General features: G+C 59.3%; 11 protein-coding genes. 9 read left to right on the top strand and 2 right to left on the bottom strand.

Annotated elements, in window-relative coordinates:
* Positions 1–207 precede the first annotated feature (207 nt).
* From IM300_RS11640 to IM300_RS11620, 5 genes are read left to right on the top strand one after another with little or no spacing between them, the layout of a single operon-like run.
* On the top strand, positions 208–894 hold the full coding sequence (locus IM300_RS11640; RefSeq protein WP_023315321.1) for a hydrolase: 687 nt from the start codon (positions 208–210) through the stop codon (positions 892–894).
* Positions 895–954: 60 nt separating this feature from the next.
* Positions 955–1,176 (top strand): DUF1427 family protein, encoded by a 222-nt coding sequence (locus IM300_RS11635; protein ID WP_193036570.1) that lies wholly within the window; start codon positions 955–957, stop codon positions 1,174–1,176.
* Complete coding sequence (locus IM300_RS11630) at positions 1,173–1,433, top strand: XapX domain-containing protein (protein WP_003863056.1); 261 nt, start codon at positions 1,173–1,175, stop codon at positions 1,431–1,433. Before IM300_RS11635 ends, IM300_RS11630 begins: the two co-directional genes overlap by 4 nt.
* 23 nt (positions 1,434–1,456) lie before the next feature.
* Positions 1,457–1,837 (top strand): response regulator transcription factor, encoded by a 381-nt coding sequence (locus IM300_RS11625; RefSeq protein WP_045894247.1) that lies wholly within the window; start codon positions 1,457–1,459, stop codon positions 1,835–1,837.
* A gap of 9 nt (positions 1,838–1,846) precedes the next feature.
* Positions 1,847–7,432 (top strand): ATP-binding sensor histidine kinase, encoded by a 5,586-nt coding sequence (locus IM300_RS11620; protein WP_193036568.1) that lies wholly within the window; start codon positions 1,847–1,849, stop codon positions 7,430–7,432.
* A 3-nt stretch (positions 7,433–7,435) separates the two neighbouring features.
* Here IM300_RS11620 and IM300_RS11615 read toward each other — a convergent pair whose 3' ends face one another.
* Positions 7,436–8,053, bottom strand: coding sequence for a response regulator transcription factor (locus IM300_RS11615; protein ID WP_063867328.1), 618 nt, complete (start codon positions 8,051–8,053; stop codon positions 7,436–7,438).
* Positions 8,054–8,375: 322 nt separating this feature from the next.
* Between IM300_RS11615 and IM300_RS11610 the strand changes: the two genes are divergently transcribed.
* Entirely contained in the window at positions 8,376–8,981 is a 606-nt protein-coding gene (locus tag IM300_RS11610) for an ATP-dependent Clp protease proteolytic subunit (RefSeq protein ID WP_063450782.1), read from the top strand.
* A 134-nt stretch (positions 8,982–9,115) separates the two neighbouring features.
* Positions 9,116–10,237: a cupin domain-containing protein gene (locus IM300_RS11605; protein WP_193036566.1), complete on the top strand. Its 1,122-nt coding sequence runs from the start codon at positions 9,116–9,118 to the stop codon at positions 10,235–10,237.
* Between the two features lie 38 nt (positions 10,238–10,275).
* Here IM300_RS11605 and IM300_RS11600 read toward each other — a convergent pair whose 3' ends face one another.
* A complete protein-coding gene (locus tag IM300_RS11600) occupies positions 10,276–10,464 on the bottom strand; it encodes a hypothetical protein (RefSeq protein WP_047363975.1) in 189 nt (62 codons plus the stop codon).
* A 219-nt stretch (positions 10,465–10,683) separates the two neighbouring features.
* On the opposite strand from IM300_RS11600, the gene IM300_RS11595 reads away from it, so the two are divergent.
* A complete protein-coding gene (locus IM300_RS11595; protein WP_003863067.1) occupies positions 10,684–10,917 on the top strand; it encodes a DUF2171 domain-containing protein in 234 nt (77 codons plus the stop codon).
* A 139-nt stretch (positions 10,918–11,056) separates the two neighbouring features.
* The gene (locus tag IM300_RS11590; RefSeq protein ID WP_102750134.1) at positions 11,057–12,010 is read left to right on the top strand and encodes an AraC family transcriptional regulator; all 954 of its coding nucleotides are present in this window, start codon (positions 11,057–11,059) and stop codon (positions 12,008–12,010) included.
* Positions 12,011–12,047: the final 37 nt, after the last annotated feature.

The raw sequence follows: 12,047 nt of genomic DNA, 5'->3' as shown, positions 1-12,047 counted from the left end.
TAAGAGGGGAATGGTCAGGATTATGGGAACCGGTTTCGGGAAAGATCCAGTTATACAATAGGATAGGTATACCAAAGTATAACTATACCTAAGGTTAACTATACGAAGAGATAATTACGCCCCGGCGGCGTGGGTCATAGGATGAATGCGATTTTATCGGCGTGCCTTTCGCGACGATTTTAACCTTTAACCTCACTGGATAATCTTATGACCACTTCAAAGCTCGAAGTCTTAACCCCTGCCAACTGTCAGATCATCTTCATCGACCACCAGCCGCAGATGGCGTTTGGCGTGCAGTCTATTGACCGCCAGGTGCTGAAAAACAACACCGTGGCGCTGGCGAAAGCGGCAAAAGTGTTCAACATCCCGACCATCATCACCACCGTTGAAACCGAAAGCTTCTCCGGCAACACCTATCCGGAGCTGCTGGACGTGTTCCCGGGCCAGGACATTCTGGAGCGTACCTCCATGAACTCCTGGGACGACCAGAAAGTGCGTGACGCGCTGAAGGCCAACGGCAAGAAGAAAGTGGTTGTCGCCGGTCTGTGGACCGAAGTGTGCAACAACAGCTTTGCCCTGTGCGCGATGCTGGAAGGCGACTACGAAATTTATATGGTGGCGGACGCGTCCGGCGGCACCTCTAAAGAGGCCCACGACTTCGCGATGCAGCGCATGATCCAGGCGGGCGTGATCCCGGTGACCTGGCAGCAGGTCATGCTGGAGTGGCAGCGTGACTGGGCGCACAAAGAGACCTACACCGCGGTGATGGATATCGTGCGCGAGCACTCCGGCGCCTACGGCATGGGCGTGGACTACGCCTACACCATGGTGCACAAAGCGCCGTCTCGCCAGAAGAGCGAGCACCGCACCTTAGCGCCGGTCCCGGCACGCTAAGCCTCGTCGGCGGGCTGGTCCCTCATCCGGCTCGCCGCGCCTTTTTCTCTGGAGTTCTCAATGAGTACAGGGTTGATATCCCTCGCGGCAGGCGTATTGATTGGCCTGATGTACGCCGTGCTGAAGGTGCGGTCCCCCGCGCCGCCCGCGCTGGCGCTGATTGGCCTGCTGGGCATGCTGGCAGGCGAACAGGCGATGCGTCATCTTTTATCCCGCGATAATCCGGCTGCCGTGCAGGTGACGGTTCCCCACATTCAACACCCGACCGGAGCGTCATCATGAAGGCCTGGATTATTTCGCTGGTGTGCGGGGTCGCGGCTGGGGTACTTTACGCCCTGCTTGACGTGCATTCTCCGGCGCCGCCGGTCGTCGCGCTGCTAGGCCTGTTCGGCATGCTGGTGGGTGAACAGCTGATCCCCATCGGGCGTCGTCTGGTGAGCCGCGAACCGCTGACCCTGGCCTGGTTTCGTCATGAATGCGTACCGAAAATCAGCGGTACTGCGCCCCCCGCGCCCGCGAAGGAAAGCCGCGACGCGTAACGATTTGTTTGAGGAAAGACAGCATGACGCTGCCGTGGCGCATTGCCATCATCGATGACGAACGCTCTGTTCGCAGCGGGCTCAGTAATCTGCTGCAATCGGAAGGGTATGCTACCGATACCTTCGATTCGGCAGAGGTGTTTTTAAGCCACCCTCTCGCCCTGTCCGGCGCGTCGCTGGTAATCGCCGACATCAAGCTGCGCGGCATGAACGGCATCGAGTTATTTGAGAAGCTGCGGTTGCTGGCCGCGCCGCCGCCGCCAATACTGTTTATCTCCGGCCATGCTGATGAAAATATGCAGCGGTATGCACTCAGTCTGGGCGCCGCTGCATTTTTGCGTAAGCCGATTAACATCGATATTCTGCTGGATCATATTCAGCGGGAGCTGACCCGCCGACAATAAGGATCGCGGATGAACGAACATACGTCGCCTGCATTTTGGCCCGCCCGGGGAAGTCTCCATGAAGGGCGGGCTTTTGTTCTGAAAGAGGATGTTATTTTTACCGTGCTGGCGCAGGAGGGCGGCATCTCCTGGATGAATGCGCGGCATCCCCAGTCCGGCGGTTCGTTTATTATTGCCACCGCGGTCAGCGATGAAGAAGAGGAGCGGGCAACCCGCCTGCTGAAGAACGAGTTTGCCCTGCGCGATCGGCTTCATGACGGCTGGGCCATCCGGCCCGTCGCTTCTACCCAGTACCGCGGACGTTTTGCGCTGGTCTACGCGCCGTTCTGCTTTGAACTGCTGGCGTGCCGGGCAGGCAAGGCGATTTCCGGGATCGCCCGCTTTATTGAGATGGCAATCCGCATCTGCGGTCCCCTGCGCCAGATGCATCTGCACAACCTGATCCACGGCGATATCAAACCCGGGTCGATCTTCGTTCACCATGACGCCACCTGCCGTCTGTGCAGCTTTGGCCTCGCCTGCGGCACCTCCGACGCGTTCTCCCAGACCCGGCTTGCCGCGTCTGGCGGCACGCCCGCCTACATGTCACCGGAACACACCACGCGTACCCGTCGCGCCGTCGACAGCCGGAGCGATCTCTACAGCCTGGGTATCGTGCTGTATGAACTTCTGACCGGGCGATTACCGTTTGAACTGAGCGCAGATGACCAGACCAGCTGGGCGCATTACCACATTGCCTCTGAGCCGCTCGCGCCGGGCCGGGTGCGCCCGGATGTACCCGACATGCTGTCGACCATCATCCTTAAGCTGCTGGAGAAGAATCCGGAGAACCGCTATCAGACCGTCGACGGGCTGATTGCCGACCTCAGGCGCTGCCAGGCGACACTGACCGTTGAAGGCGAAATTGTCGACTTTATTCCCGGCCAGCAGGATCGCTCTCCGGCGATCCATTTGGCCGATTCGCTTTTTTCCGCTCATCCGCAGGCCAGCGACGTCATCGCCGCGTTTGAGCGGGTGAGCCAGAGCGGTGCGCCGGAACTTGTTACGATTGGCGGACCGTCGGGGATTGGCAAATCTTCCGTGATCGCCACCACGCTGAAATCGCTGCAACAGCGCAAGGTACTGCTGGCGGTGGGCAAGGTCGATCAATATTCCCCCACGCTGCCCTACGGCGTGCTGAGTTCGGCGTTTCGGACGCTCACGCTGCACCTGCTCGGGCTGCCAGCCGGGGAGGTGGCGACGTGGAAGATCCGCCTGACGCGCGCGCTGGAAGGCTACGAGGAGCTGGCCGTCAGCCTGGTGCCGGAGCTGAATTTACTCCTTGAGAACAAACCGCGTTTCTCAGCGGATACGTTTTCCATCGACGCGCGGGCGCGCTTCAGCCATATGGTGCTGGCGCTGGTGAAAACCTTCACCACCCAGGGCACGCCGCTGGTGCTGCTGCTGGATGATGTGCAGTGGATCGACGTCGCCAGCCTGCAAACGCTCGATCACCTGCTGCGTACCTGCGGCGCCATTCCGCTGCTGGTGGTGGTGGCGCACCGCGATCTCAGTTCGCTTTCTGACCCCAGCTTGCAGACCGCGCTCGCGAGCCTGCCGGAAGCGGCGCAGCACGCCACGACGATCGTTCCGCAGCCGCTGTCGGTGAAGGCCGTGGCGCGCTGGCTCGGAGGAATTTTTCATGCCCGCAGCGCCGGCACCACCGATCTTGCCACGCTGATCCACGAAAAAACCGGCGGCAACCCGCTGTTCGTGCAGGAATTTTTCCGCCGCATCGTCGATGACGGTCTGGTAGTGCACAACAAATATCAGGGTAAATGGCATTACGATCTTCAGGCGATCCGCGCCCGGCACTACACCGAAAACGTGGTAACGCTGGTGCTGGAACAGCTCAAGGAGATGCCTGACGAAACGCGCCGTCTGCTGGGCAGCATCGCCTGCCTCGGCTGCACGGGCGAGCTGGAGATGCTGTGCCGCGTGGTGGGGCTGTCGGCGGCGGAAATCCGCTACGCGCTTCACCCGGCGGTGACCGCTCAGCTGATTGTGCTGACGGAAAAAGAGTACGCCTTTACCCACGATCGGGTGCAGGAAGCCGCCTTTGCCCTGCTGGATGAGGGCGAGAAAAGCCATCTGCACCTGACCACCGCCGGCCTGCTGGCGGACGCCGCGCGCCAGGCGGCAGGCAATGAGCTGCTGTTCCGCGCGGTTCATCACGTCAGCGCCGCGCTGGACTGCATCCAGCCTGCGCCGCAGCGCCAGAGATTCCGTGAGCTTAGCCTCCAGGCCGCGCGGCGTGCGAAGCGTACCGGCGATTACCTCTCCGCCCTGAGCTATATCCAGACTGCCAGAGCGCTCGGGAATGCGGGTCCGGTCTCGGACTTTATGCTGGATATCGAAGAGGCGGGCTGCGAGTTTGCGCTCGGGCACCTGGAGCGTACGCGCGCGCTGTGCGATACGATCCTCGGCTCACCGGGCGGGCTGACGGAGAAAGCGCTGGCGGCCAACCTGCTGGCGGAAGTCTATATGCGCCAGTCGGAGATCCGCCTGGCGCTGGAGGCCTCGTTGTGCTGGCTGGGCGTGTTCGGGATCCAGGTCAGCCGCTATCCGGAAAATGCCGATTGTGACGAGGCCTGGCAGCAGTTCTGCGAACGCATCGCCGACGCGCCGCAGAACCCGTTTTCTCAGCTGACGCTGATGAAGAATGCAGAGACTGAAGCGGTAATGAACCTGCTTTACAGTGCCAGTATGTTCGCCAGCTTTACCTGCCCTCGGCTGCACTTTTTACTCCTGTGCCGGATGATGCACCTCACGCTCGACCACGGCATTACCGGGGCATCCACCACGGCGATGGCCTGGTTTGGCGTGCTGATTGGCCACCGCTACGCCGAATACCGTCTCGGGTTTGAGTACGGCACGCTGGCTCGCGAGCTGGTAAACCGCCACGGCTATGATGCCTATGAAGCCAAAACCCTGCTGCCGCTCGACCAGCTCAGCGTCTGGACCCAGCCGCTGTCGTACACTATCGAGTGCGCGAAAGCCTGTTTTACCTCAGCGGTAACGCACGGCGACACGACGATGGCCTGCTTCGCAGCCTGTCATCAAATCATTAACTTCCTCTCCCGAGGCGATCATCTGGACGGCGTGTTGACCAGCATCGATCGCGGTCTGGCCTTCGTGCGTAAAACGGATTTCCAGGACATTGAAACCGTTCTGCACATTCAGCGCCGCTACGTGGAGTTTTTACGCACGCCGGTGACGGGCACCTGGAGTGCCGCCCAGGCGCTGCCTGACGATCTGCTGCCCGCACCGCCGGAGCAGGCGCCCGAGCAGACGTCGACCATGCTGTTCTGGTACTGGCTCTATCGCGGGATGGCGCACTTTACCTGTGGCGAATATGCCGACGCGCAGGCGGATTTAGAGATGGCGGGCTGGTATGCGTGGTCCGCGCCGGGCCATATCCATCTGCTGGATTACCATCTTTACAGCGCGCTGGCCCTCTCGCGCCAGCTCACGCCGGAGACCTTTTCGGCGGATTATCGCCGCAGCATTCATCACCACTACGACAAAATTGCCCTCTGGGCGCGGATCAATCCGGGCACGTTTGCCGATAAAGAGGCGCTGATTTACGCCGAAATCGTCCGTCTGGACGGCATGAACAGCATCGCGCTGGAACAGTATGAAAAGGCGGTGCGCCTCTCGCGGGAGGGCGGGTTTAACCCGATCAATGCCCTGGCGCACGAGCTGGCGGGGCGTTTCTCGCTAGCCTGCGGCTACCCGACCGCCTCCGACGCCCATTTCCGCGGGTCGATTGCCGCCTGGGGCCGCGCCGGGGCGCAGGCCAAGGTGCGCCAGCTGGAGCAGGATTTCCCGCACCTGCTGGCCTCCGGGCAGAGCCGGGCGTATGAGTCGGTGGCGTTCGCCCAGGACGAGGTGATCCGCGATTTACAGAGCGTCATCAAAGCCTCGCGCGCCCTGTCCGAAGAGATTAACCTCGAACGCTTAATCGAAAACCTGATGACGCTGCTGCTCGAACGGGCCGGGGCGCAGCGCGGTCTGCTGCTGCGCGTCAGCGATAATCATATACCGGAAATTGAAGCCAGCGCCTGGACCAGCACCGACGGCGTGCGGGTGCGCATCGTGAAAGAGTCACCGATGGCGACGGACATGCCGCTGTCGGTGCTGGCCGCGGTGATCCGCACCGGGCAGGAGATCCGCACCGGCAAGCCGGAGGCGTTCCACCCGTTCAGCCAGGATCCGTATCTGGTGACGTCCGGCGCTGCCGTGATGTGCGTGCCGATGTTCAAGCAGGCGCGGCTGGTGGGCGTACTCTATCTGGAAAACCGCCTGATGCCGGAGGTGTTTACCGCCGAGCACTCGCGCGTGGTCAGCCTGCTGGGCGCGCAGGCGGCGGTTTCGCTGGAGACGGCGCGGCTTTACGCCGAGCTGCTGGCGGAAAACATCCACCGTCGGCGCGTGGAGAAAGAGCTGCGCGCCAGCCAGACGTCCCTCATGCTGGGCGAGCAGATCAGCCACACCGGCAGCTGGCGCTGGGAACTGGTGCAGGATCTGATGTTTATCTCCGAAGAGTACGCCCGCATTCTCGGCCTGCCGGAACAGCAAAAAATGCTGTCAATGGCGGAGTTTTTGACCTACGTCCATGAGGACGACTATGGCCGGATTGGCGCCCTCGTTAACCAGAGCGTGCGCGACGGGCTTTCCATGCGCGCGGAGTTTCGCATTATCCGCACCGACGGCTCCGTGCGCTACATTCTGGGGATTGGCGATCCGGTGGGCGTGGGCAGCGAGGTGAACGAGTATTACGGCATCATCACCGACATCACCAGCCAGCGGGCGGCGGAGGATGCGATGCGGGTGGCGCAGGCGGATCTGGCGCGGGTGTCCCGGGCCACCACCGTCGGGCAGCTGACCTCCTCGATCGCCCACGAGATCAACCAGCCGCTGATGTCGATTGTCTCGAACGCCGGGGCGAGCCTGCGCTGGCTTGGCCGCGATCCGGCGCGGCTCGACAAGGTGCGCGAGGGGCTGGAAGAGATCGCCGCCGAGGGCGAGCGGGCGGGGGAGATCATCCGCAGCATTCAGTCCCTGACCCGCAAGCAGGATCCCACGCTTACGCGCATCGATCTGCACTTCCTGATCCACCACATTATTATGCTTTCCCGCAGCGAGCTTGAGCTGCGACACATTAGCGTTGATTACCTTTTGAACGCTCATGACAGTTTTATCATTGGCGACAGCGTGCAGATCCAGCAGGTGCTGCTTAACCTGGTGATGAACGCGGTGGAAGCGATGGCGGAGATAAAAGATCGCCCGTGCAGCATCACGATCTCCACCGCGAACGGCATTGAAGGAAAGGTGATCTTCGAGATTGCCGATACCGGCAGCGGCATTGAGCCGGAGCTTACCGAGCGGATCTTCGACTCGTTCTACTCCACCAAGGCGCAGGGAATGGGGATGGGGCTGACCATCAGCGCCAGCATCATTGAGCGGCACCGGGGAAAACTGAGCGCGCGCCGCAGGGAGCCGCACGGCACGGTGTTTGCTTTCGCGCTGCCGCTTGCCGGCCCGGAGGCGTAAGGGTTATTCCACGGTTTGGCTTTGGGTCAGGCGCTCGACGGCCCTGACCAGCTCGGCCACGGAACGAACCTGCATTTTCTCCATCACCCGGCGGCGGTGCACTTTTACCGTTATCTCGCTGACGCCCAGCTCGGCGGCGATCTGCTTGTTGAGCTTGCCGATGATGGCAAGCTCAAGCACCTCACGCTCGCGCGGGGTGAGGGACATATGGCGCTGCTTCAGGGCGTAGTGCTCTTTGTTGCGCACGGCGTTGTTTTCCGCCAGCTGAAGGGCGGATTCAATGGCGTCGAGCAGCGCGCTGGATTCGACGGGCTTGGTGAGAAATTCATAAGCCCCGCCTTTAATGGCGCGCACCGACATGGGAATAGTGCCGTGGCCGGTGAGAAAGATAATCGGGATCTCGCGTCCGCTGTCTTTGAGCGCGTCCGCCACCTCAAAACCCGAGATGGCGGGCATTTGCATGTCGAGGATCACGCAGGAGGGCAAATCGTCAAAGGGGTGTTGAAGAAAGGCTTCTGCCGAGGAAAAGCCAAGGGCGTGTAAATCCGCGGATTCCAGCAGCCTGATAACGGACTGCCTGACCGCGTCATCGTCATCAACCACATAAACTATGTGTTCCATTCACCGCCCCGGTGTGCGCTCAGTAAATCATTGAGAATAAAAACGCCCCCGAAATGAACGTAAGGGACTGTTTGCTATGCTCATTCATACTAACACATTAATTATCATTATCATTTATCAATATGAAGATGATATGAAAGTGTAATAAAAATGTGGCGATTTAGTTAGTATCGAAACGCTGTTTTTAGAGGCTTTCTGCTTGCGGAACCCGAACGCCCGCAAGGCGATATGCATCTTAACCCGCGATGTTTTTGAGTGAGGACGGAGACGGGTAAAACAGGCTACACTCTGGTTTTGAGCGCGACAAGCTGAGGACATAACAATGCACTACACACTGAAAAGCAGTGACGATAAAGAAAAAGCGGAAGGAACGACCGGCGCGGGCGCTCTACAGCAAAAACTGCTGGAATCCCGTTCGATTGTCATCTCCGGTGAGATTAACCAGGAGCTGGCCCAGAAGGTCATCACCCAGCTGATCCTGCTGCAAAGCGTCAGCAACGATCCGATCAAGCTGTACATCAACAGCCAGGGCGGCCACGTGGAAGCGGGCGACACCATCCACGACTTCATCAAGTTCATCCGTCCGGAAGTGCACGTGATCGGCACTGGCTGGGTGGCGAGCGCCGGGATCACCATCTTCCTGGCAGCGAAAAAAGAGCACCGCTACTCGCTGCCGAATACTCGCTTTATGATCCACCAGCCGCTGGGCGGCGTGCGCGGTCAGGCGACGGATATCGAGATCGAAGCGCGCGAGATCATCCGCATGCTGGAACGCGTGAACAAGCTGATTGCTGACGCCACCGGCCAGCCGCTGGAGAAAGTGAAGAAAGACACTGACCGCAACTTCTGGATGTCCCCGGCGGAAGCGCTGGACTACGGGATTGTGGGCAAGCTGATTACCCATTATGACGAGCTGAACCTGGATTAAGTTTTAGCCCGCGCGTGCGTCGGGTGACGGCTTCGCCATACCCGACCTACGCGCGCTCGTTTGACCCATGACAAGTTCCCCCCCAGCCGTCTCCCCTATAATCGCGCCTGTTTACCCTCTCACTGGTGCTAACCATGGCGTATCAACTGAACCTGAACTGGCCGGAATTTCTTGAAAAATACTGGCAAAAACAACCTGTTGTGCTGAAAAATGCCTTCCCGAATTTTGTCGATCCGATTACGCCGGACGAGCTGGCGGGTCTGGCGATGGAGCCGGAAGTCGATAGCCGCCTGGTAAGCCATGCCAACGGCAAGTGGCAGGCGAGCAATGGTCCGTTTGAGCATTTCGATAACCTCGGTGAAACCGGCTGGTCCCTGCTGGCGCAGGCGGTGAACCACTGGCATATGCCCGCCGCCGAACTGGTGCGTCCGTTCCGCGTGCTGCCGGATTGGCGTCTTGATGACCTGATGATCTCCTTCTCCGTTCCGGGGGGCGGCGTGGGGCCGCATATCGATCAGTACGATGTGTTTATCATCCAGGGGATGGGCAGCCGTCGCTGGCGCGTGGGTGACAAGCTGCCGATGCGTCAGTTCTGCCCGCATCCGGCGCTGCTGCATGTCGATCCGTTTGAGCCGATCATCGCCGAAGATCTTGAGCCGGGCGATATCCTCTATATTCCGCCTGGATTCCCACATGACGGCTTCACCCATGAAACCGCGCTCAACTACTCCGTCGGCTTCCGCGGGCCGAACGGCCGCGATCTGATCAGCAGCTTTGCTGATTACGCGCTGGAAAACGATCTGGGCGGCGAGCACTACAGCGATCCGGATCTGACCTGCCGCAAACACCCGGGCCGCGTCGAGCAGTATGAGCTCGATCGTATCCGCCAGATGATGATCGACATGATTAGCAAGCCGGACGATTTTACGAAATGGTTTGGCAGCTTCGTCTCCACGCCGCGTCACGAGCTGGATATTGCCGCCGCCGAGCCGCCGTATTCAGCGGAAGAGGTGCTCGACGCGCTGCAAGGGGGCGAAACGCTCTCCCGCCTGAGCGGGCTGCGCGTGCTGAACGTCAACGGCAGCGTCTTTATCAACAGTGAACAGCTGGAAACGGCGGATATGAACGTGGCAGACGCGCTGTGCCGCTATACCGAGCTCGGCCAGGCCGAGCTGGGCGACGCGCTGAATAATCCGGCGTTTGTGGACGAGCTGACCGGATTGATTAACCAGGGCTACTGGTTCTTCGACGAGTAACAGCAGGCGGCGTTTAGTCAGCCTAAACGCCGCTACGTTCAAACCAGCATGTTACACGCCTTCCAGTAGTTCAAAAGCCGCTCGTCGTCGCGCTCTTTCTCCGCTTTGATTTTCATCGCCTGGGCCAGATTCTCTCGCGATACCTCATGGCCTTTTTGCACGATGTCTAAGACCGCTTCACCAAGAGCCAGCGAAATTTCTGCCCGATTATTGTTGCGAATCGTCATAAATACCTCCTCGTTGGTTGCGATAATTTAATTATGAACGGGAAATAATCACTCGGTAATAATTCATCTCATTCTTATTTTTTTAGTTCGGCGTTAAATAGACATAATATTCCATTCTGTCAATGATGTTTCAAAATGCTAATAAGCCTTTTAAGCCTGAATTTATGCGCTACAGTTAATTTCGTGCAACAGGCAAATAACCGAAACAGGAGAATGATTATGGTAGATAAAAGCGCAATTAAGGATCACACTCAGGTTGTCGCCAGCTGCGGAACGCACGTCGGGGTTGTGGACCATTTAGACGGTGAGCGTATCAAGCTTGCGAAGAGCGACCCGGAATCGGGCGGCAAGCACCACTTTATTCCTCTCGGCTGGGTCGATAAGGTCGAAGATAATAAAGTTGTCCTGACCAAAAACCATAAAGAGGTTTTTGCTGAGTGGCAGGAAGCATAAAATATATTTCTCGTTAAGAAATATACGCCTTCGCTCCGGCTTTGTCCGGAGCGTAATAGTGTCTGCGCCCGGTGATTGCTGACATGGCAAAGGGATGGTACTGTTTTGCCTGACCTTTCCCCGATGCAGGCCCCGAATTATGCTCCAGAGCGAAAATAGATCAGCGAAACGCCTATTTTTTGTTGAAGATTTTCAGATATTCGGCGAGCGCTACGGCATCGACTACCGTTTCCCGCTGTTAAAAGGGGAGCAGGTCAGCGGCAGCCCGGTGTTGCAGGGGAATGTGGAAGAGATGACGCTCTCGTCCGGCATTTCGCTGACCCACTCCGACGTGCATGTATTACAACCCTACGAAACCACATCCCGCCACAGCAGCCCGCTCTATATGCTGGTAGTCCTGGAAGGGTGCGTTACGATCGCGCTCAATGGCATCGACTATCACGTGCGTCCCGGCATGGCGTTCAGCGCCCGTCTGAGTGAGGAACAGGTGATGAGCGCGCGTCACGACGCCGACAGCTCGCTGAAAACGCTCTCGTTTGGCGTGTACCCGCATGAAGCCGGGCGTGAAGCCCTGCTTGAGTCGCTGCTGCTGGAATGGCAAAACCTGAATACACCCACGTTTGTCTGGCACGTTCCCGAGTTTGTTATGTCAGGCATTCAGCATGCGCAGCAGCAGAGGGGAAGCGTGCTCGCGCGTAAGCTGTTGCTTGAGGGGCTGATGTACCAGCTGCTCGGCCACGGCCTGAACCAGCGCCAGCAGCCCTGCCCGAGCCGCCCTGAGCATGCGCGTCTGGAACGCGTGCGGAGCATGCTGGAACAATCTCCTGAACGGGATCATACTCTCGCGCAGCTGGCGGCCCTGGCTGCAATGAGCCCAAGCAGCCTGCGCAGCAAGTTCCGTCAGCGCTACGGCTGCACGCTTTTCGATTATCTCCGCGACTGTCGCCTTGCGCTGGCGCGCCGCTATCTGCTGGAGGGCCACAGCGTGCAGCAGGCGGCCTGGATGTGCGGGTATCAGCATGCCACCAACTTCGCCACCGCGTTTCGTCGTCATTACGGGATTTCACCGGGCGACGTGCGCAAACTCCGCTAACGTAATTTCGCCCATCGCGCGAACGCATCCCGTGCGG

It is taken from the genome of Enterobacter cloacae complex sp. I2 (assembly GCF_014896205.1).
Taxonomy (GTDB): domain Bacteria; phylum Pseudomonadota; class Gammaproteobacteria; order Enterobacterales; family Enterobacteriaceae; genus Enterobacter; species Enterobacter quasihormaechei.
This window is presented reverse-complemented; position numbering and strand designations above follow the sequence as displayed.

Coding starts and splice junctions, on each gene's coding strand:
- IM300_RS11640 (WP_023315321.1), top strand. CDS start 208: ATGACCACTTCAAAGCTCGAAGTCTTAACCCCTGCCAACTGTCAGATC.
- IM300_RS11635 (WP_193036570.1), top strand. CDS start 955: ATGAGTACAGGGTTGATATCCCTCGCGGCAGGCGTATTGATTGGCCTG.
- IM300_RS11630 (WP_003863056.1), top strand. CDS start 1,173: ATGAAGGCCTGGATTATTTCGCTGGTGTGCGGGGTCGCGGCTGGGGTA.
- IM300_RS11625 (WP_045894247.1), top strand. CDS start 1,457: ATGACGCTGCCGTGGCGCATTGCCATCATCGATGACGAACGCTCTGTT.
- IM300_RS11620 (WP_193036568.1), top strand. CDS start 1,847: ATGAACGAACATACGTCGCCTGCATTTTGGCCCGCCCGGGGAAGTCTC.
- IM300_RS11615 (WP_063867328.1), bottom strand. CDS start 8,053: ATGGAACACATAGTTTATGTGGTTGATGACGATGACGCGGTCAGGCAG.
- IM300_RS11610 (WP_063450782.1), top strand. CDS start 8,376: ATGCACTACACACTGAAAAGCAGTGACGATAAAGAAAAAGCGGAAGGA.
- IM300_RS11605 (WP_193036566.1), top strand. CDS start 9,116: ATGGCGTATCAACTGAACCTGAACTGGCCGGAATTTCTTGAAAAATAC.
- IM300_RS11600 (WP_047363975.1), bottom strand. CDS start 10,464: ATGACGATTCGCAACAATAATCGGGCAGAAATTTCGCTGGCTCTTGGT.
- IM300_RS11595 (WP_003863067.1), top strand. CDS start 10,684: ATGGTAGATAAAAGCGCAATTAAGGATCACACTCAGGTTGTCGCCAGC.
- IM300_RS11590 (WP_102750134.1), top strand. CDS start 11,057: ATGCTCCAGAGCGAAAATAGATCAGCGAAACGCCTATTTTTTGTTGAA.